The following is an 18,708-nucleotide window of genomic DNA, read 5'->3' as shown; positions in this document are numbered from 1 at the left end:
CGCCGGCCTCGAACGACGCATGACCCCCGATTTTGACCCCCGTGCGGGGGTGATTTCGTACGAGCAGCGTCACGGACACCTGGAGAGGACGTCCGACGAGGCTGCCTGGGGGTGTCCAGCAGTGCCTGGTTCTCGGTCCAAGGCAACCGTAACCTGTCCGAGTCGGAAGGAACCACCATGCACACACGCGCACTCGGTCAAGGCCTCGAGGTCTCGGCGATCGGACTCGGAGCGATGGGGATGTCACAGAGCTACGGCCCGAACCCTGGCGACCGGCAGGACATGATCGGCGTGCTCCGGTACGCCGTCGATCACGGGATCACCCTCATCGACACCGCAGAGGTCTACGGCCCCTACGACAACGAGGAGCTCGTCGGCGAGGCCCTGCGACCGATCCGGGATAGTGTCACGATCGCGACGAAGTTCGGCTTCGACATCCGGGACGGCGCCTCCGTGGGTGTCGACTCGCGCCCAGAACGCATCCGCGCCGCAGCCGAGGGGTCGCTGAAGCGCCTGGGCATCGAGACCATCGATCTGCTCTATCAGCACCGGGTGGATCCGGCCGTGCCCATCGAAGACGTCGCCGGCACCCTCGGCGAGCTGATCGCGGAGGGCAAGGTCCGGCACTTCGGGCTGTCCGAGGCCTCCGCCGCCACGATCCGCCGCGCCCACGCCGTGCACCCCGTGACCGCTGTCCAGAGCGAGTACTCCCTCTGGACGCGCGACCCCGAATCCGAGGTGCTCCCGACCTGCATCGAGCTCGGGATCGGCTTCGTGCCGTTCAGCCCCCTCGGCAAGGGCTTCCTCACCGGCACGGTGACCGCAGAGACCACCTTCGGCGCCGACGAGATCCGCGCGCGGGTCCCCCGCTTCGAAGCCGACAACCTCGCTGCGAACCTGCGCCTCGTCGATCAGGTGAAGGCCCTCGCCGCGCAGCGCGGTGTCACGCCGAGCCAGATCGCTCTGGCGTGGCTGCTCGCGCAGCATCCCTTCATCGTGCCGATCCCCGGCACCCGCCGTCGCGAGCGCATCGACGAGAACGCCGGGTCGACCACGGTCGCCCTCTCTGCGGACGACATCGCGGAGCTCGACGCGCTCGTCGCGCGCTTCGGCGTCGCGGGCGACCGCTACAACGCGGACGGGATGCGCGCGGTCAACCTCTGACGTCGTCCTCCCCGTCGGCGTCGCCCGTGTCGTGCGTCGTCACGGTGACCCCGGCGATGCGGCGGCGATCCATCGCGGCGACCTGGATGGTCGCGCCCTCCACCTCGATCTGGTCGCCGACGACGGCGAGTCGACCGAGCTGCTCGGTGACGAATCCCGCGATGGTGTCCGAGGAACCGCGGACGAGCTCGAGACCCGTCAGCTCCTCGAACTCCGAGAGGTTGAGGCGCCCGTCGACCACCCCGCCCGCGGAGCCGGGCTCGGCGGCGGTGTCGTACTCGTCGAAGATCTCGCCGACGACCTCCTCCACGAGGTCCTCCAGGGTGACGATGCCGTCCGTCCCGCCGTACTCGTCCACGACGACCGCGATCTGATGTCCGTCCGCGCGCATCCTGGTGAGCGTCGGCAGCACCCGCGCGGTCGAGGGGAAGTACGGGATCGGGCGGATGAGCCCGGCGAGCGGTCGCGCGCCGTCCTCGGCCGCAGCCTCGAAGAGGTCGCGCACGTGCACGAAGCCGACGATGTCGTCGATCGACTTGTCGACCACCGGGAAACGCGAGAACGGCAGATCGCGCAGCTGCGCGACGGCATCCGCCACCGTGCCGGTCTCATCGATGGCGACGACCTCGGGGCGCGGGCGCATGACCTCGCTGACCTGCCTGCCGCGGAGCGAGAGCACGTCGTCGAGGATGCGGCGCTCGTCGTCGGGCAGCCCCTGATGGGTGGCGACGATGTCGCGGAACTCCTCGTCCGTCAGCTCGTCGGCCGTCTTGTCGGGGTCGCCGCCGAGGAGACGCACGAGCGCGTTCGTCGACACCGACAGCAACCAGATCACCGGCCGCATCACCACGGCGAAGCCGTCGAGCACCGGGGCGACCGCATACGCGAACTGCGCGTTGCGCTGGATGGCCAGACGCTTGGGCACGAGCTCGCCCAGCACGAGCGACAGATAGGCGATCACCAGGGTGAGCGCGATCGTCGCCACGGTCGACGCCGCCTGCTGCGCGAGACCCCATGCCTCCAGCAGCGGCGACACGGACGGCGCGATGGATGTCGCCCCGTAGGCCGCCGAGGCGAATCCGGCGACCGTGACGCCGATCTGCACGGCGGAGAGGAAGGTGTTGGGGTTGCGGGCGAGGCCCGCGACCTTCTGCCCGCGGCGACCGCGAGCGGCGATCGTGTTGATCTGGCTCTCACGCAGGGTCACGAGGGCCATCTCGGTGGCGGCGAACACACCGCCCACGAGGACGAAGAGGAGGACCAGTCCGATGTTGAGAGCGAGATCGCCCATCATCGCACCGCCCCTCGTGCGGCTTCAGGCACGCCCGGGGTCACCCGGGCGCTCGGTCTGTCGGAGTCGGACGAGGATGCGGCACTGCGCGTGCAGGTCACTGGAGTTCCTTCTGTGAGTCGGTGGTGGTGTGGTCCGGGATCCCCCGGCGGGTCTTGAGGAGGCTGGCGACGGTGGCGACCGCGATGGTCGCGCCGATGAAGAGCAGCGAGAACCAGATCGGGATCTCCGGCGCCCACAGCATCGGCTCCCCGCCGTTGATGAACGGCAGCTCGTTGACGTGCATCGCGTGCAGGACGAGCTTGACGCCGATGAACGCGAGGATCACCGCGAGCCCCTGGGCGAGGTAGACGAGACGCTCGAGCAGCCCGCCGATGAGGAAGTAGAGCTGGCGAAGGCCCATCAGCGCGAAGGCGTTGGCCGTGAACACGATGTACGCCTGCTCGGTGAGGCCGTAGATGGCGGGGATCGAGTCGACCGCGAAGATGAGGTCGATGAAGCCGATCGCGATGATCGTGAGCAGCATCGGCGTGACGAATCGGCGCCCGTCCTTCACCGTGGTGAGTCGGTCGCGGTCGTACTCGTCGGTGACGGGGAGGATGCGCCGCACGAACCGCATGAACCGGCCGTTGGCGGGGTCGGATTCGCCGTGCGTGAAGGCCTGCCGGTACGCGAGCACGAGCAGCAGGGCGCCGAAGAGGTAGAAGATCCACGAGAAGTTCGAGATGAGCGTCGCGCCGACGGCGATGAAGGCGCCGCGCAGGATCAGCGCGATGACGATGCCGATCATCAGCACCTTCTGCTGATAAATCTTCGGCACCGCGAAGCCGGTCATCACGATGAGGAAGACGAAGAGGTTGTCGATCGACAGCGCCTTCTCGGTGAGGTAGCCGGCGAAGTACTCCCCGCCGTACGTCCAGCCGGAGACCATGCCGATGCCCACGCCGAACAGCAGGGCGAGGCTGATGTAGAAGATCGACCAGCGCGCGGATTCGCCGATGGTCGGCTCATGGGGCTTGCGGACGTGCGCGTAGAACTCGTAGACGAAGAACGCGATCGTGACCGCGATCGTGATGCCCCAGACGAGAGGGGTGACGTTCACAGGGTGCTCCAGACGGTGGCGTGCAAGAAGGACGCCAAGGTCTTCTCCATTCCGAGATCGGAACCGATGGCCCGGGATGCGCGTGCATCCGTAATGACGAGCCGATCGTGTCGGAGTACTCCCCTTGGGGTTCTCAGCCTAGGGGCATCACCATGACGCTTCCTGAGAAGCCGCCGAGTCGGCTCAGGATCCGGCAGGAGTGCGGTTCTCGGCGCTGACCATCCATGCGAACTGCTCGAGCTTCTCGATGACCGCGTGCAGGATGTCCGCACTGGTGGGGTCCGCCTCATCGACCGCATCGTGCACGTCGCGCATCGTCCCGACCACCGCTTCCAGGCGCGCGGTGATGAGATCGACGGTCTCTGCGGTGTCGATCTCACCCTGCGGGTACTCGGGCAGCGTCGTCGTCGCGGCGACCGTGTCGCTGCGACCGTCGGGGATCGCGTGCAGCGCACGCATCCGCTCGGCCACGGTGTCGCTGAACTCGCGGGCTGCGTCGATGATCTCGTCGAGCTGGCGATGCGTGTCGCGGAAGTTGCGGCCGATCACGTTCCAGTGCGCCTGCTTGCCCTGCATGGCCAGCTCGAGCAGATCCACGAGGACGGCCTGCAGGTCCCGGCTCAACTCGGCGGATGCGGAGAACCCCTTCTCGGCGTTCTGCCTGCGCGTGCGCTTCTCACCGCTGCCCCCGCGAGCGCTGCGTGCGGTGGTCGAAGTCTTCTTCGTCGTCTTGGTCGTCGCCATCATGCGCCCGACGATAACGACGCGACGGCGGATGCTGGAGGGGCTTGACAGCGGTGAGGAGTCGGCAGGTTGAGTCGGCCGACCGCGGGGGTCGGCCGACCGGGAGCCCCGGTCAGAGCATCCTGGCGGCGACGATCCGTGCGGTGGCCTCGGGGTCCATGCGGTGGCCGATCGACTCCGGCACCTCGATGAACTCGGCCTGCGGCATCGCCTCGGCGAGCAGTGCGGCCGCGGTGATGAGGATCGGCATCGTCTCGGAGCCGCGCAGGATCGTCACCGGCATCCCGACGCCGAGCATCTCGGGGGACGGCGTCGAGGTGAGACGCGTGACGAGCGTGTCGTAGACGGTGGACTGCCCGAGCGGCGCGACCGCGTCGAACGCCGGCGACGCGCGGAACTGCTCGATCATCGCCTCTGGCAGGCCGATGCCCTCCCGCTGGAACAGCACGACCGCTTTGCCCGGCTCACCGCGGTCGACATGGGCCTGCAGCCGATCGGCGAGATCGGGGGCCGGGTCGTCGACGCCGAAGCGGAACGGCGGCTCGGAGAGGAACAGGCGCGACATCGCGACGCCGTTCCCCGCCGCGTACAGGGCCAGCACGGCGCCTGACGAGTGTCCGATCACGGCGGCGTCCCCACCGGTCGCTGCGATCACGGCCGCCAGGTCCTCCACCTCGCGCTCCGGGAGACGGGGCGGCGTGTCGCCACTGTCGCCGCGGGCACGACGGTCGTAGGTGATCGCGCGCAGGCCCGCATCGGCGAACGCCGTCGCGACGGCCTCGGCGTCCCGCGCGGTGGACAGCGCCCCGTTCACGATCACCGCCGTCGGCCCCGTGCCGGTGGAGTGCATGGCGATGGATGTTCCGTCTGCGGAGGTGACGTGTTCCATCACCTCAGGCAACACCCGTGCCGCGGTCGCGTCAAGCGGCTTCGAGCGCAGCGGCGATCCGCTCGATCGCCGCGCGCAGGATCGGCCGCGGCGTGGCGAACACGAAGCGCGTGAATCCGATCGCGGCCTCCCCGCACGCCGCCCCGTCGGTCATCGCGACGCCCGCGTGCTCACGGAACCAGAGGGAGAGATCCCCGGTGAGGCCGGTGCCACGGAAGTCGAGCAGGGCGATGTAGGTGCCCTCCGGTACCGTCATGCGCACTCCGGGAAGGAGGTCTCGCACGAGCTCCACGAGCAGACGACGATTGCCGTCGAGGTAGTCGCGCACCTCGTCGAGCCAGCCCCCACCCTGGTTGTAGGCGGCGACGTTCGCGATCGCTCCGATCGTCGCGGTGCCATGGCCCGTCCAGCCGTTCTCGGCCTGCCAGGCGCGCACGGATCCCTCGTCGGTGAGGATGATCTGCGCGCACTTGAGGCCTGCGAGATTCCAGGCCTTCGACGCGGATGCCGCAGTGAGAGTGTGCGCTGCGGCGGCATCGGAGACCGAGGCGTAGGGGATGTGCGTCGCCGGGGCGTAGACCAGCGGCGCATGGATCTCGTCGGAGAAGACGTGGCCGCCGGCGGCCGTGACGGTGTCTGCGATGCGCAGCAGCTCCTCGCGCGTCGAGACCGTGCCGAGCGGGTTGTGCGGATTGCAGAGCACCAGCAGCTCGCCTCCGTCCGCGAAAGCGCGTGCGACGCCGTCGAGGTCCATCACCCAGCGCCCGTCGACCTCGATGCTCGGCACCTCGATGACCCGGCGTCCGTGGCGCGGCGGCACCGTGAGGAACGGCATGTACGCGGGGGTCGGCACGATGATCGCCGATCCGGGACTCGTGAACGTCTCGATCGCGAACTCGAGGGCGCTGATCACATCGGGCACGGCGCGCACCTGATCGGGGCTCACCGCCCAGCCGTAGTGCGACGCGTACCAAGACGCCGTGGCCTCGGCGAGCGCGTCGCGCAGATGTGCGGGAAGGTAACCGGTGAGACCGGTCTGCAGCGATGCATCGATCGCGGCCGTGATGGCGGGCGCGACGCCGAAGTCCATCTCGGCGACGAAGGCCCCGATCGTGTCGGGATACGCCGTCCACTTCACGCTTCCGGCGGAGCGGAGGTCGGCTTCGGTGATCTGGTCGAAGGTTGCGGGCGCCATGCATCCATTCTTCCCGTTCGCCGAGGGAGAGAGGCGCTCGGGTCGTGTCGGCATGGCGCGAGCCCCGTGTAACGCAGCAGGGCATCCGTGTAACAAACCGCCGGAACGGTTACGCCGGGGAGACCGGGCGTACACACCGCCGAAACATGGATCCCGAACGATATCCAGCAATGGATACATCACTGGCCACATCGCAGGACCCCGGTGCCGAGCGTCGGCGTCCCGCCCGCACCCGCGTCTACGAGCAGCTGCGCACCGAGCTCCTCACCGCGGCCTACTCGCCGTTCCACCGCTTCACGGAGGAGAACGTCGCCGAGCGCTTCCAGCTCTCGCGCACGCCCGTCCGAGATGCACTGGCGCGGCTCGAGGCCGATGGTCTGCTCGTCAAGCGCGACGGCGCGCTGTACCGCTACATGCCCACGCTCGAGGAGTTCACCGAGCTGTACGAGCTGCGCATCCTCCTGGAGTCCCAGGGCATCGACCGCGCCATCGCCGATCCGACCATCACGCACGAGCGAGGCAGGCTCACCGCAGAGCAGGAGCTCTGGATCGCCAGGCTCGAGGCGGGCATCACCCCCGACCCCGGCTTCGTCGACGCCGATGAGCACTTCCACCTCGCTCTCCTCGGCGCAGCGGGCAACCGTGAGCTGGTGGGCGCGCTGGAGCGCGTGAACCGCCGCATCCGCCCGATCCGCATGCACGACTACCTCACGCAGGATCGCGTCGACGCGACCATCCGCGAGCACCTGGAGATCCTCGAGCTCGTCCTCCGCGGCCGCCTTCCCGAAGCCCGAGACTTCCTGCGCACCCACGTCGGCCAGTCCCAGTCGATCGTCGAGGCCCGCGCCGCCCGCGCCATGCAGATCTCCCACATGAACCCCGGATTGGACCAGCACCTGTGATCTCCCTCTCCTCCCCCGCATCTGTATCGGACGACATCGCCTCGCTCCTCGCCGCGCTGGACGCGGCCCCGGCGACCATCTGGATCACCCGCCGCAGCGCCGAGGAGATCCGCACGGATACCGAGCGCGTGCGCATGCTCGTCGACGGCGGCGCCGCTCTGCCGCTCGCCGGGCTCACCTTCGCCGTCAAGGACAACATCGATGTCGCCGGGCTCCCCACGACGGCCGCACATCCCGCCTTCGCCAGGGTGCCGGCGCGGACCGCGACCGTCGTCGAGCGGCTCATCGCCGCCGGAGCGATCCTCGTCGGCAAGACGAACATGGACCAGTTCGCCACCGGCCTCGTCGGAACGCGCAGCCCCTACGGCATCGTGAGGAGCGCGCTCGATCCCGAACGCGTCGCCGGCGGGTCGAGCTCCGGCTCGGGTGCCGCGGTCGGGCACGGGCTCGTCGACTTCTCGCTGGGGACCGACACGGCGGGCTCAGGGCGCGTGCCGGGTGCCTTCAACGGCGTGATCGGCGTGAAGCCGACCCTCGGCCTGCTGCCGCTGGACGGTGTCATCCCGGCATCCCCGTCCTACGACACCGTCTCGGTGTTCACCCGGACCACCGCTCTGGCCGCGCGCGTGATGGCCGTCGCCGTCGGCCCCTCCGCGCCGGCCCCCAAGAGCCGCGCCTGGGCACCGGATGCTCCGCAGGCGGCCCCGCCCCGACCGGTGATCGCCGTCCCTGGGCGGGCAGATCTCGCCGCGCTGTCGCCGGCCGTCCTCGCCGCGTTCGACGAGACGATCTCCCGCTTCGAGACCCTGGGGGCGGAGACCCGCACGATCGATCTCGCCCCCTTCCTCGCCACCGCGAGGCTGCTGTACGGCGGCGGGCTCGTCAGCGAGCGCGCCTGGTCGTACGGGGCGTTCCTCGCCGAGCATCCGGACGACGCCGACCCCTCGGTGGCGGCGATCGCCGCCCGCGCGGGCGAGGTCGATGGAACCGCCGTGATCGACGCGCAGCAGGCCGTCGCCGCCGCCACCCGCCGCGCTCGTGAGATCCTCGACGGCACAGACGCCCTGGTCATCCCGACCGCGCCGATCCATCCGACGGTCGCCGAGGTCTCGGCCGACCCGCTCGGAGTGAACAGCACCGTCGGCACCTTCACGAACTTCGTGAACCTCATGGACATGGCCGCCGTCGCGGTGCCGACGGGAGAGGTCCCCGGCGAGGGGCGGTTCGGCGTCTCGATCGTGACCGCTCGTTTCCACGACCAGGTCGCGCTCGACCTCGCCGCCCGCCTCCTCGGCGAGCCCGAGCAGGATGCCGTGCTCGGCGCCCCCGGCGTGGACGTGGCCGTCTTCGGCGCGCACCTCAGCGGCGAACCGCTCAACCCCCAGCTGCAGGCGCTCGGCGCACGGCTCATCGGGGAGATCCGCACCTCCGACCGGTTCCGGATGCTGCTCGTCGAGGGCGCCGTCGACCGGCCGGCCGTCATCCGCTCGACGGAGGGTGCTGAGCTCCCCGGCGAACTCTGGCGTCTCTCCCCGCTCGCGCTCTCGACACTGCTGCGCAGCATCGCCGCACCGCTCGCGCTGGGCGAGATCGAGCTCTCCGACGGTTCGACCGTGCTCGGCTTCACCGCCTCCGTCGACCTCACGCAGCGCGATATCACCGCCTTCGGAGGATGGCGCGCCTACCGCGCAGCATCCTCGCTTCCCGTCACCGCCTGAACCCGCCTCGACCCCGCTCGCCTGACATCCCCCATCCCCCAGGAGAACCCATGACCTTCCGCACCCCGGCCCTCGCTGTCGCCTCCCTGACCGCAGCAGCCCTCGTCCTCACCGGCTGCTCGTCCGCCTCGTCCTCCGCCGACTCCGGCGCCGAGGACGGACAGACCGTCACGATCGGTACTCTGCGCGCGCAGCCGCACCTGTTCAGCCCGTTCTTCTACGAGGAGGTCGCCGAAGACGGCATCGATGTCGAGATCGTGCTCTTCGACACCTCCAGCGACATCAAGAACGCGATCGTCTCGGGCTCGGTCGATTTCGGGGTGACCGGTGCCGCATCCGTCATCGCCGGTGTCGCTGAGCAGCAGGACGTCCGCATCGTCGCCGCCGCAGCCGATGGCGGCACCCGCATCGTCGCCACCGAGGACATCGCCTCGCCGGAAGACCTGATCGGCGCGAAGGTGGGCTTCCCGATGGGCGCGACGCAGGAGATCCTTCTCAAGCGCACGCTCGAGGCGCAGGGCATCGACCCGGAGGCGGACGTGGAGCTGGTCAACCTGCCCTTCGCCGATATGGCGACCGCCTTCTCCTCCGGGCAGATCGACGCGTTCATCTCGGCCGAGGTGGGCCCGTCCATCGCGATCGATGGCGGCGCGCATGAGCTGATGTCCGCCTACGACACCCCGATCGGTCAGACGAACATCGTGCTGGCGACGAGCAACACCCTCATCGAATCCGACCCCGAGCTCGTCCACGCCGTCGTCGACACGCATATCGCGGCGGTCGAGCACATGGCCGAGGACTCCACGGCGTGGGCCGACGGCCTGGTCGAGGAGTTCGCCCTGGACCCGGCGATCGTCGACCTCGCCATCGAGAACATCTGGCCGCGATGGGACCTGGACGCCGACTACCTCGCGACGCTCGCCGCGATGAGCGAGGAGATGCTCGCCTTCGACCAGGTCTCCGCCGAGGTCGATCAGGACCTCCTCACCGACGCCTCGTTCGTCGAGACCGCACGGACGGAGTGATCATGACGACGACCGCGCTCGCCGATCCGACCCAGAGCGTCGGGGGCGCCGCGACGCCCTCCAGCGGCAACGCCACGGCACCCCGGCCGCGCCGACGGCTGTCCTTCGGGTGGGCCATCGCCCTGCCCGTGCCGATCCTCATCCTCATCGGCTGGCACCTGGGCGTCCAGAACGCCTGGACGCTGCCCTTCGACATCAAGATGACGTTCCTGCCCACTCCGGGCGAGGTCGCCCTGCGCGGTGTCGACTTCGCCGTCGGCGGCATCTACGACGACTCCTTCAGCGGCACGCTCTGGGGTCATCTCGGCGCCTCGACGCTGCGGGTGCTGCAAGGCTTCGGCCTCGCGGTGGCGGTCGCCGTTCCGCTGGGCGTGCTGATGGGACGCTCGAGGCTGCTGTTCCGGATGCTCGAGCCGACCATCAACCTCGTCCGCCCCATCCCGGTCACCGCCTGGGCTCCGCTGACGCTGCTCATCATCGGCTTCGGCGACCGCTCGACCGTGTTCCTCGTGTTCATCGCCGCGGTGTTCCCGATCCTGCTGAACACGATCAGCGGGGTGCACCAGGTGCCTGGTCGCCTCCTCGAGGCAGCAGCGATGCTCGGCACACCCCGACTGCAGTCGCTGTACAAGGTGGTCATCCCGGCCGCTGCACCGCAGATCATCAGCGGCATGCGGATCGCGATGGGGCTCGCCTGGGTGATCCTCGTCGTCGGCGAGACGGTGGGCATCAGCACCGGTCTCGGCGCGCTCATCACCCAGGCCAGGGAGCAGTCGCGCACCGACCTCATCATCGTGGGCATGGTCGTCATCGGCCTGGCCGGCTTCGTGGCCGACCGCCTGCTCACGCTCATCTTCGCCATCGCCTTCGGGCGCCGACCGATCCAGAAGTGAGGACTCCATGAGCCTTCCTCCCCAGCACGCCGCAGACATCGTCATGAGCGGTGTCGGCAAGCGCTACCCCGGTTCTCCCATTGCCGCCGTCGACGGGGTCGACATCACGATCGCGGCCGGCGAGGTGGTCTGCATCGTCGGCGCATCCGGATGCGGCAAGTCGACGCTGCTGCGCATGGTCGCAGGCTTCGAGACGATCACCGACGGCTCACTGACCGTCGCGGGCGCCGAGGTGACCGGCCCCGGCCCCGACCGCGGCGTGGTCTTCCAGGACTACGGCCTCTTCCCCTGGCTGACCGTCCGGGAGAACATCGAGTACGGCCCGCGGCAGGCGCGCCTGCCCCGCGCGGTCGTGAAGGAGCGGGCGACCGCCGCGCTGGAATCGGTCGGCCTCAGCCGCGTCGCCGCGTCCTTCCCGCACCAGCTCTCCGGAGGCATGCAGCAGCGCGTGGCGATCGCCAGGCTGCTGGCGAACACTCCGTCCGTGATGCTGATGGACGAGCCCTTCGGCGCACTCGACGCCCTCACCCGCACCGAGATGCAGCACGAGCTGCAGCGCATCCAGCGGGATGCCGGCATCACCGTGCTGTTCGTGACGCACAGCATCGAGGAGGCCGTCTACCTCGGCGATCGCGTGCTCGTCATGGCGGGTGGCACGGCGCACGGCATCTCGGGGCATGTGCGGGAGATCGTGGCGGTCGACCTCCCCGGCGAGCGCGACGTGAACTCCCCCGAGTTCAACGCCATCGAGCGACGCATCGACGCCCTCGTGCACGCCGGCAACGGCCACAGGATGGATGCTGCGCTCGTCTGAGGCTGTCGAAGCGCATTCCCGCCCCGTTCGCTGAGCCTGTCGAAGCGCATTCCCGCCCCGCACACAGGCGACCGGCGGCGGGGCGGGCGGAGAATGGATGCCGTGACCGCACCGACTTCCGACGCCAGGGCCGCCCGCGCAGCCGCGCTCAAGGAGCGCATCTACCTGACCTTCACCGCTCTCGCCGTGCTCATCGCGACCGGCTCGCACGGGCATCCGACCGCCGGAGAAGTCGCGCTGACGCTGTTCATCACCGCAGCCGGCATGCTGCTGGCGATCCTCGTCGCCGACATCATCTCGCACCTGGTCGCCCACGAGGCCTTCATGAACCGCGCCGAGCTGGGTCACGCCGTCTCCGTATCGGTCGGCGCCTTCGGTGCGCTGATCATCCCCTTCCTCTTCCTCGGGCTCGCCGGTCTCGGCGTCTGGACAGTCGAGACCGCGATCCGTGCCGGGGTCATCGCGCTGGTCGCGACCCTCGTGCTCATCGGCTGGATCGCCATCCGCCGGGTGCCGCTCACCTGGTGGCAGCGCCTCGTCGCGCTCGCCGGCGAGGCGGTGCTGGGGCTCGCCGTCATCGGGCTGGAGCTGCTCGCCCACGGGTGACGCGACGTCAGGTTCCCTTCGACAGGCTCAGGGAACGGGAGAACCATGATCAGGGAACAAAGCTCGCTGAGCCCGTCGAAGCGTGCGGCAACAAATCTCGCTGAGCCCGTCGAAGCGCAACAGAGCTCGCTGAGCCTGTCGAAGCGTGCGAAGTCCTCCCGCGGTACCACCACGACGGCACCCCAGGAGGACGCGCGACGGTCACCGCCCCTCGTAGCGTCGAAGCATGATCACAGCAGAAGGCCTCACGAAGAGGTTCGGCGACAAGACCGCCGTGCAGGATGTCTCCTTCACCATCCGACCAGGGCTCGTCACCGGCTTCCTCGGGCCGAACGGCGCGGGAAAGTCCACCACGATGCGCATGATCGCCGGTCTCGACCGCCCCACCTCCGGGCGCGCGACCGTGAGCGGCGTCGAGTACCGTCGGCTGAGCGCTCCCCTCACCGAGGTGGGCCTGCTCCTCGACGCCAAGGCCGTGCACACCGGGCGATCCGCACGCGATCACCTGCGCGCCATGGCCGCGACGCACGGCATCCCCTCCTCCCGCGTGGATGAGGTGATCGACCTCGCCGGCATCGCCTCGGTGGCCCGCAAGAAGGCCGGCAAGTTCTCGCTGGGAATGGGGCAGCGTCTCGGCATCGCCTCCGCACTCCTCGGCGACCCGCACACGCTCATCCTCGACGAGCCGGTCAACGGCCTCGACCCGGAAGGCGTCCGGTGGGTGCGCCAGTTCGTCCGCAGCGCCGCATCCGAAGGACGCACGGTCCTGCTCTCCAGCCACCTGATGAGCGAGATGGCGCAGACCGCGGACCACGTGATCGTGATGGGACGCGGCCGGGTGCTCGCCGACGCCCCGCTCGCGGACCTCGTCCGGGAGTGGACGACCACGACCGTACGGGTCCGCGCGCCGCGAGCGGATGAACTCGCCGACGCACTCACGGCGCCTCAGGTGGAGATCGTCCGATCGAGCCCCGAGACGCTCGACGTCGTCGGCCTTCCCGCCTCGCGGATCGGCGACATCGCCGCCGCCCGCGCTATCGCCCTGCACGAGCTCACCCCGACCACGGGGTCCCTCGAGGACGCCTACCTCGCGCTCACCGGCGAGGCCGTCGAGTACCGGGCATCCGTCGCCCCCGCACCCCAGGAGAACAAATGAGCACCCTCACCGCCGAACCGGCGCTGCGCCGAGCCACGCACACGACGCCCTACCGGTTGACCTTCACCCGCGCGCTGCGCGGCGAATGGATCAAGCTCGCCACGCTCCGATCCACCTGGTGGTCGATCGGGATCACCGCGGTGCTCACGATCGGCATCGCCCTGCTCATCGCCCAGACCATGAACGCGCCGGGTTTCGGAGGCATCCAGGCCGTCGTCTCGCCGATCCAGTTCACGATGCTGCTCGCCGGAGTCCTCGGAGCCATCGCGGTGACGGGTGAATACTCGACCGGGATGATCCGCTCGACCCTCGCCGCCGTGCCAGTGCGCGGTCTCGTGCTCGCCGCCAAGGCGATCGTCGTCGCAGCGCTGCTGTTCGTCTCCTCCGCCGTCATCTTCCTCGTCGCCGCGCTGGCCTGCGCCCCCGTGCTCGAGACGAAGGGAGCCGCGGTGGATTGGTCGGATCCCGAGCAGTCCTGGCTCCCGATCCTCGGCGCCGCCGTCGCGATGGCCGTGTTCGCGCTCATCGGGGTCGCTTTCGGCTTCATGATCCGCTCCGGCGCGGGTGCGATCGCCGCCACCGTCGGTCTGCTGTTCGTCATGCCGATCATCATGAGCATGTTCTCGATGCCCGGCGAGGGCTGGGAGTGGATCGGCGATGTCGCGGCGCACCTGCCGATGCTCGCGGCGCAGTCCGCCATCCTCCCCCCACCGGACGGGATCTCTGCCGGCGAGGCATACCTCACGCTGGCGGGCTGGGTCGCTGCGGGGATGCTCGGGGCCTGGGCGGTGCTGCGCACCCGCGACGCCTGAGCACGCGTGACGCGTAGAGTCGAGCGCGTGTCCCGCACGCGCAGCCGCAGCTTCGTCCTCCCCGCGGAGGAGGAGCTGCGGCTGCCGCGTCCGCCCGGCATCATCCGGCGGTTCTGGTCCAGGCATCCTGTGCTCGCCGACGCGCTCATCGCGCTCCTCTTCCTCTTCCTCTCTGCGGCTCCCGGCACGGTGCTGCGCACATCGACGACGAGCGGCGTGACGAGGAGCGAGACGCAGCTCATCACGTCCAACATCGTGCTGACGGTGATCATCGTCCTCTCCTGTGCGCTGCTGCTGCGACGCAGGCAATGGCCGGTGATCGCCGCCGTCGGCGCCTACGCCGTCTCGGTCGCCACGCTGTTCTCGGCGGCGCCGACCGGCAGCGGTCCGCTCCTGCTCATCACCGGATACGGGGTCGCGGTGTACCGCTCCACACGCGCGGCCTGGGTGGTCTTCGGCGTCGGCATCGGCGTGATCTCGCTCTTCGCCTGGGCGCTCAGCGGCAGCCTCCTCGACGTGCAGACGGCCGTGAACGGCATCGCCGGGGCGGTCGTCCTCGCGTTGATCGGGACCCTGATCGGCGCGAACGTCGGCGGGCGCAAGCGCTATCTGGAGGCGATCATCGACCGCTCGCGGCAGTTGCTCGTGGAGCGCGATCAGCAGGCGACGATCGCGGCCGCCGCCGAACGATCGCGCATCGCCAGGGAGATGCACGACATCGTGTCGCACTCGCTGACCGTGATCGTGGCTCTCTCCGAGGGGGCAGCGGCGACGGCCGATCCATCCAGGGCCAAGGATGCCTCTTCGGCGGCAGCGGCGACGGCCCGCGGCGCCCTCACGGAGATGCGAGCCATGCTCGGCGTCCTCCGCGAGGGCGATACCGCCGCCCCGCTGACGCCCGTCGAGCCCGTCTCACCCCAGGTCACGGTGGCGGCGGCCCAGCGAGCGGGCTTCCCCGTCGTGTTGACCACGCGCGGCGACGGCGAGGCCGCCCCCGCCGTCGAGTTCGCGATCGGGCGGATCGTGCAGGAGGGCGTGACCAACGCCATGCGCCACGCCCCCGGCGCGACAGGCATCGATGTGCGCATCGACCGCTCGGAGGAGCGGATCATCGTGACGATCGACAACGACGGCGCCTCGGCTACCGGGCGCGGCGACGGCTTCGGCCTCCGCGGCCTCGCCGAACGGGCCGCCCACGTCGGGGGAAGCGTCACCTCAGGTCCTGCCGGTCACGGGCGCTGGTCGCTGCGCGCGGAGCTCCCGCACACGACGGATGCCGCGGCATCCTCCACCGACACCGAGGACACGCCATGACCGAACCGATCCGGGTGCTCCTCGTCGACGATCAGGAGCTGATCAGGGTGGGATTCCGGCTCGTCCTCGAGGCCGAGGACGACATCGTGGTCGTCGGGGAGGCGGGCGACGGCGATCGAGCCATCACCGCCGCCGCCCAGCTGGCACCCGACGTCGTCCTCATGGACGTGCGGATGCCAGGCACCGACGGCATCGCCGCGACATCCGCCGTCGTCTCAGCCCGCCCTGAGACGCGCGTCCTCGTGCTCACCACGTTCGATCTGGACGAGTACGCCTTCGGCGCCATTCACGCCGGCGCGAGCGGCTTCCTCCTCAAGGACGCCCAGCGTCACGAGCTGATCTCCGCCGTGCGGGCGGTGCATCGCGGGGATGCGGCGCTGTCGCCGCGGGTGACGAAACGCCTGCTGGAGCATGTCGGCGCGAGGATCGCGCACGCGGCAGCCGCCGAGGACCCGACGGGGGCGCTCACCGAGCGCGAGCGGGACGTCTTCCTCGCCATGGCGCGGGGGCTGAGCAACACGGAGATCGCGCAGGCGCTCTTCCTCAGCGAATCGACCGTGAAGACGCATGTCGGGCGCGTGCTGACGAAGCTCGATGCCCGCGACCGCATCCACGCCGTGATCCTCGCCCATCGGCTCGGTCTCGCAGACCCCGACGCGCCGCTGCCGAGCTGACGATCAGCCCGCCGGCGCGACGCAGACTGCTGCGTCCGTGATGGCCTGGTGGTACTGCTCCGCGGTGAACGGCAGGCCGAACTCCGGCGCCGTCTGTCCCTCGGCGGCCGGCGCCTTGGAGCCGATCGCCGCGAGTTCCCACGCCAGATACGCCGCGATGTTCCCGGAGGTCGCCGAGTTGTTCAGGGTGACCGCGACGGTGAATCCGGTGGTCGGGTCGGAGTAGGCCGCCGTGGCGTAGCCGGGTGTCCAGCCGTGCGCACCGATCATCCCTCCGACGACGTAGCCGCCGCCGGTCGCCTGGTACCAGGCGGGGGCGGACGTCGACACCGGCAGCGGGCTCCCGTATCGGGCGGGCTCGGCGCCTTCCGCACGCAGCGCCTGCGCGGCTTCGGCCTGCGCGTAGCGCCCGAGGTCCTCGATGGTGGAGACGGCGCCGGAATCGGTGAAGCCCATGCTCGCCGAGGCGACCGTGATGTCCACCGGCGCGGTGCAGTCGTAGCCGCCCTCGACGGCGAGCGAGTAGTTGCCCCGCAGGACGGCGTCGCCCGCCGGGGCCGCCGGCGTGCTGCCGGGAAGATAGGTGCTGTCCAGCGAGAGCGGCTCAGTGACGTACTTCTCGATGAGCTCCGCTGCGCTGAGGCCGGATGCACGCTGCAGCGCGAGCCCGAGCAGCAGGTACCCCGCGTCCGACTCGCGCCAGGTGGTGTGCGCGGTTCCCGGCGCACGACCCAGCCCGAAGCCCGCGAGCTCCAGCGGCGACCAAATGCGATCCGGGGTGTTCAGCCAGGCGCTCTTCACGCTCGCCTCGGACGAGCCCGTTCCCGCCGTGCCGTTGCACAGATCGAGCAGCGTGATGTCGCGCAGGTCGGCGACGCCCGAGACGTAGTCGGGGACGGGGGCGTCCAGCTCCACGATGTCGTCGTCCACGAGCCCGTAGAGCACGTCGCAGGTCATCAGGCGCGTGACATCGCCGACGCGGAAGGCCATGTCCGTGGTGACGGGGGTGTCGTCGTCCGGCGCCTGCGTGCCGAGCCCTGCGACCCATTCGCCGCTCCAGGGCGCCCAGACGCCGACGATCGCGCCGCTCGATCCCGACGACGTCATCGCGTTCTCGACCGCCGCCTGCAGCTGGGCGACCATGTCGTCCGGCAGCGAGGCATCGACCTGGGGCGGCGGCGTGTACGTGACGGTCGGCTCGGAGCTGCACCCCGTGAGGACCAGGGCGAGAGCGGCAGCGCCGGCGGCTGCTGCGCGCCAACGGCGCGACGACAGAAGGTGCATGTAACTCTCCAGAGGACGTATCACCCGAGTCTAGGGCGCGCATCCTGAAAGACGGCACCGCACACCCTGGACGAGCTCAACGCCTACAGTTGAGGCATGCCTTACCTGTTCGAGCCCGACGTCGTCTCCGCGGTCCTGCGCCACATGAACGGCGATCACACCGACGACAACACCCTCATCGTCCGCGCCTTCGCACCGGCATCCGACCTCGCGGTCGCAGACGCGGTGATGACGGGCTTCGACGGCGAAGCCGGGGAATGGGCGTTCGTCAGGGGCGGCATCGATGAGACCGTTCGCGTCCCGTGGCCCGGTGGCCCGATCGATCAGCGCCCTGCGGTGCGCCGCGAGGTCGTCGCACTGTATGACGCCGCCTGCGCTCGCCTGGGCCTGGAGCCGCGGCCGCACGCCTGACCCGCGGGCTTTCATGAAGGTTAGGATGCCCTTACACTTGACGCATGGCTGACATCCTGTCCTTCTCCGCCGCTCTGCGCGAGCGCTCCTCCGGCTCGCACTCGCGCAGCGAGCACGCCGGCTTCATGGCCGACCTGCTGAAGGGCGAGGGATCCCGCGAGGACTACATCGCCCTCGTCGCCCAGCACTTCTTCATCTACGAGGCACTGGAGTCGGCCGGCGACAGGATGCGCAACGACCCGGTCGCCTCGGTGTTCATCAGCGACAAGCTGACCCGCCTTCCCGCGCTCGAGGCCGACCTGGAGTTCCTCGTCGGACCGGACTGGCGCGAGGAGATCCAGCCGCTTCCGACCACGCGCCGCTACGTCGACCGCATCAACCAGGTCGGCGCGACCTGGCCCGGTGGGTTCGTCGCGCACCACTACACCCGCTATCTCGGAGACCTGTCCGGCGGGATCTTCATCGGCCGCGTCATGCAGCGCCGCTTCGGCTTCGAGACCAATGGGGTCGGCTTCTACCTCTTCGACGACATCGCCGACCCGAAGGCCTTCAAAGACGTCTATCGCGAGCAGCTGGACGCAGCGCCCTGGGACGAGGCGGAGCGCGAGCGCGTGATCGACGAGGTGCTGCTGGCCTACCGCTTCAACACCGAGCTCTTCGAAGACCTCGACCGCGCGCGCCTCGCCGCCTGAGGCGTCGCTTCGACAGGCTCAG

At 69.8% G+C, this 18,708-nt stretch carries 19 protein-coding genes; 13 read left to right on the top strand and 6 right to left on the bottom strand.

Features of this window, described 5'->3' with window-relative positions; translation table 11 throughout:
* Window positions 1-177: 177 nt before the first annotated feature.
* Window positions 178-1,164: an aldo/keto reductase gene (locus ACWGJP_RS06570; RefSeq protein WP_452328944.1), complete on the top strand. Its 987-nt coding sequence runs from the start codon at window positions 178-180 to the stop codon at window positions 1,162-1,164.
* Here the strand turns inward: ACWGJP_RS06570 and ACWGJP_RS06565 are convergent.
* The 5 genes from ACWGJP_RS06565 to ACWGJP_RS06545 form a co-directional block, all read right to left on the bottom strand.
* Window positions 1,154-2,455 carry a hemolysin family protein gene (locus ACWGJP_RS06565; RefSeq protein WP_452329504.1) on the bottom strand — a complete coding sequence of 434 codons (1,302 nt, stop codon included), beginning with the start codon at window positions 2,453-2,455 and terminating at the stop codon, window positions 1,154-1,156. The genes ACWGJP_RS06570 and ACWGJP_RS06565 overlap by 11 nt on opposite strands.
* 97 nt (window positions 2,456-2,552) lie before the next feature.
* Window positions 2,553-3,557 carry a TerC family protein gene (locus ACWGJP_RS06560; protein ID WP_452328943.1) on the bottom strand — a complete coding sequence of 335 codons (1,005 nt, stop codon included), beginning with the start codon at window positions 3,555-3,557 and terminating at the stop codon, window positions 2,553-2,555.
* A 183-nt stretch (window positions 3,558-3,740) separates the two neighbouring features.
* Window positions 3,741-4,301, bottom strand: coding sequence for a Dps family protein (locus ACWGJP_RS06555; RefSeq protein ID WP_452329503.1), 561 nt, complete (start codon window positions 4,299-4,301; stop codon window positions 3,741-3,743).
* A 112-nt stretch (window positions 4,302-4,413) separates the two neighbouring features.
* On the bottom strand, window positions 4,414-5,190 hold the full coding sequence (locus tag ACWGJP_RS06550) for an alpha/beta fold hydrolase (RefSeq protein ID WP_452328942.1): 777 nt from the start codon (window positions 5,188-5,190) through the stop codon (window positions 4,414-4,416).
* Between the two features lie 31 nt (window positions 5,191-5,221).
* Window positions 5,222-6,385: a MalY/PatB family protein gene (locus ACWGJP_RS06545; RefSeq protein WP_452328941.1), complete on the bottom strand. Its 1,164-nt coding sequence runs from the start codon at window positions 6,383-6,385 to the stop codon at window positions 5,222-5,224.
* A 170-nt stretch (window positions 6,386-6,555) separates the two neighbouring features.
* Between ACWGJP_RS06545 and ACWGJP_RS06540 the strand changes: the two genes are divergently transcribed.
* The 10 genes from ACWGJP_RS06540 to ACWGJP_RS06495 all read left to right on the top strand — a co-directional run bounded on the left by ACWGJP_RS06540 (window position 6,556) and on the right by ACWGJP_RS06495 (window position 16,299).
* Complete coding sequence (locus tag ACWGJP_RS06540; protein WP_452328940.1) at window positions 6,556-7,287, top strand: GntR family transcriptional regulator; 732 nt, start codon at window positions 6,556-6,558, stop codon at window positions 7,285-7,287.
* The gene (atzF, locus tag ACWGJP_RS06535; protein WP_452328939.1) at window positions 7,284-9,005 is read left to right on the top strand and encodes an allophanate hydrolase; all 1,722 of its coding nucleotides are present in this window, start codon (window positions 7,284-7,286) and stop codon (window positions 9,003-9,005) included. The genes ACWGJP_RS06540 and atzF overlap by 4 nt, the downstream gene beginning before the upstream one ends.
* A 50-nt stretch (window positions 9,006-9,055) precedes the next feature.
* Window positions 9,056-10,030, top strand: a complete 975-nt coding sequence (locus tag ACWGJP_RS06530; RefSeq protein ID WP_452328938.1) for an ABC transporter substrate-binding protein — start codon at window positions 9,056-9,058, stop codon at window positions 10,028-10,030.
* Between the two features lie 2 nt (window positions 10,031-10,032).
* Window positions 10,033-10,923, top strand: a complete 891-nt coding sequence (locus tag ACWGJP_RS06525) for an ABC transporter permease (RefSeq protein ID WP_452328937.1) — start codon at window positions 10,033-10,035, stop codon at window positions 10,921-10,923.
* Between the two features lie 7 nt (window positions 10,924-10,930).
* Entirely contained in the window at window positions 10,931-11,737 is an 807-nt protein-coding gene (locus tag ACWGJP_RS06520; RefSeq protein WP_452328936.1) for an ABC transporter ATP-binding protein, read from the top strand.
* A 102-nt stretch (window positions 11,738-11,839) separates the two neighbouring features.
* On the top strand, window positions 11,840-12,343 hold the full coding sequence (locus ACWGJP_RS06515; RefSeq protein ID WP_452328935.1) for a hypothetical protein: 504 nt from the start codon (window positions 11,840-11,842) through the stop codon (window positions 12,341-12,343).
* A 226-nt stretch (window positions 12,344-12,569) separates the two neighbouring features.
* Window positions 12,570-13,499 (top strand): ABC transporter ATP-binding protein, encoded by a 930-nt coding sequence (locus tag ACWGJP_RS06510; protein ID WP_452328934.1) that lies wholly within the window; start codon window positions 12,570-12,572, stop codon window positions 13,497-13,499.
* Window positions 13,496-14,311 carry an ABC transporter permease subunit gene (locus ACWGJP_RS06505; RefSeq protein WP_452328933.1) on the top strand — a complete coding sequence of 272 codons (816 nt, stop codon included), beginning with the start codon at window positions 13,496-13,498 and terminating at the stop codon, window positions 14,309-14,311. Before ACWGJP_RS06510 ends, ACWGJP_RS06505 begins: the two co-directional genes overlap by 4 nt.
* 27 nt (window positions 14,312-14,338) lie before the next feature.
* Window positions 14,339-15,625 (top strand): sensor histidine kinase, encoded by a 1,287-nt coding sequence (locus ACWGJP_RS06500; protein WP_452328932.1) that lies wholly within the window; start codon window positions 14,339-14,341, stop codon window positions 15,623-15,625.
* On the top strand, window positions 15,622-16,299 hold the full coding sequence (locus ACWGJP_RS06495; protein WP_452328931.1) for a response regulator: 678 nt from the start codon (window positions 15,622-15,624) through the stop codon (window positions 16,297-16,299). The genes ACWGJP_RS06500 and ACWGJP_RS06495 overlap by 4 nt, the downstream gene beginning before the upstream one ends.
* A gap of 3 nt (window positions 16,300-16,302) precedes the next feature.
* On the opposite strand, the gene ACWGJP_RS06490 is transcribed toward ACWGJP_RS06495, so the two are convergent.
* A complete protein-coding gene (locus ACWGJP_RS06490) occupies window positions 16,303-17,583 on the bottom strand; it encodes a serine hydrolase domain-containing protein (protein ID WP_452328930.1) in 1,281 nt (426 codons plus the stop codon).
* Between the two features lie 96 nt (window positions 17,584-17,679).
* Here ACWGJP_RS06490 and ACWGJP_RS06485 point away from each other — a divergent pair, with 96 nt between their 5' ends.
* Together ACWGJP_RS06485 and ACWGJP_RS06480 are read left to right on the top strand one after the other, a co-directional pair.
* Window positions 17,680-17,994: a DUF2470 domain-containing protein gene (locus tag ACWGJP_RS06485; protein WP_452328929.1), complete on the top strand. Its 315-nt coding sequence runs from the start codon at window positions 17,680-17,682 to the stop codon at window positions 17,992-17,994.
* Between the two features lie 44 nt (window positions 17,995-18,038).
* Entirely contained in the window at window positions 18,039-18,686 is a 648-nt protein-coding gene (locus tag ACWGJP_RS06480; RefSeq protein WP_452328928.1) for a biliverdin-producing heme oxygenase, read from the top strand.
* Window positions 18,687-18,708: the final 22 nt, after the last annotated feature.

The sequence above is a fragment of the Microbacterium sp. NPDC055903 genome (assembly GCF_053615555.1).
The sequence above is the reverse complement of the archived record's forward strand: the minus strand, read 5'-3'. Positions and strand labels throughout refer to the sequence as shown.

What these genes read in the sequence shown, in the direction of transcription:
- ACWGJP_RS06520 (WP_452328936.1), top strand. Translation starts at nt 10,931, where the DNA reads ATGAGCCTTCCTCCCCAGCACGCCGCAGACATCGTCATGAGCGGTGTC.
- ACWGJP_RS06570 (WP_452328944.1), top strand. Translation starts at nt 178, where the DNA reads ATGCACACACGCGCACTCGGTCAAGGCCTCGAGGTCTCGGCGATCGGA.
- ACWGJP_RS06555 (WP_452329503.1), bottom strand. Translation starts at nt 4,301, where the DNA reads ATGGCGACGACCAAGACGACGAAGAAGACTTCGACCACCGCACGCAGC.
- ACWGJP_RS06510 (WP_452328934.1), top strand. Translation starts at nt 12,570, where the DNA reads ATGATCACAGCAGAAGGCCTCACGAAGAGGTTCGGCGACAAGACCGCC.
- ACWGJP_RS06540 (WP_452328940.1), top strand. Translation starts at nt 6,556, where the DNA reads ATGGATACATCACTGGCCACATCGCAGGACCCCGGTGCCGAGCGTCGG.
- ACWGJP_RS06550 (WP_452328942.1), bottom strand. Translation starts at nt 5,190, where the DNA reads ATGGAACACGTCACCTCCGCAGACGGAACATCCATCGCCATGCACTCC.
- ACWGJP_RS06565 (WP_452329504.1), bottom strand. Translation starts at nt 2,455, where the DNA reads ATGGGCGATCTCGCTCTCAACATCGGACTGGTCCTCCTCTTCGTCCTC.
- ACWGJP_RS06485 (WP_452328929.1), top strand. Translation starts at nt 17,680, where the DNA reads ATGCCTTACCTGTTCGAGCCCGACGTCGTCTCCGCGGTCCTGCGCCAC.
- ACWGJP_RS06505 (WP_452328933.1), top strand. Translation starts at nt 13,496, where the DNA reads ATGAGCACCCTCACCGCCGAACCGGCGCTGCGCCGAGCCACGCACACG.
- ACWGJP_RS06490 (WP_452328930.1), bottom strand. Translation starts at nt 17,583, where the DNA reads ATGCACCTTCTGTCGTCGCGCCGTTGGCGCGCAGCAGCCGCCGGCGCT.
- ACWGJP_RS06480 (WP_452328928.1), top strand. Translation starts at nt 18,039, where the DNA reads ATGGCTGACATCCTGTCCTTCTCCGCCGCTCTGCGCGAGCGCTCCTCC.
- ACWGJP_RS06525 (WP_452328937.1), top strand. Translation starts at nt 10,033, where the DNA reads ATGACGACGACCGCGCTCGCCGATCCGACCCAGAGCGTCGGGGGCGCC.
- ACWGJP_RS06495 (WP_452328931.1), top strand. Translation starts at nt 15,622, where the DNA reads ATGACCGAACCGATCCGGGTGCTCCTCGTCGACGATCAGGAGCTGATC.
- ACWGJP_RS06530 (WP_452328938.1), top strand. Translation starts at nt 9,056, where the DNA reads ATGACCTTCCGCACCCCGGCCCTCGCTGTCGCCTCCCTGACCGCAGCA.
- ACWGJP_RS06545 (WP_452328941.1), bottom strand. Translation starts at nt 6,385, where the DNA reads ATGGCGCCCGCAACCTTCGACCAGATCACCGAAGCCGACCTCCGCTCC.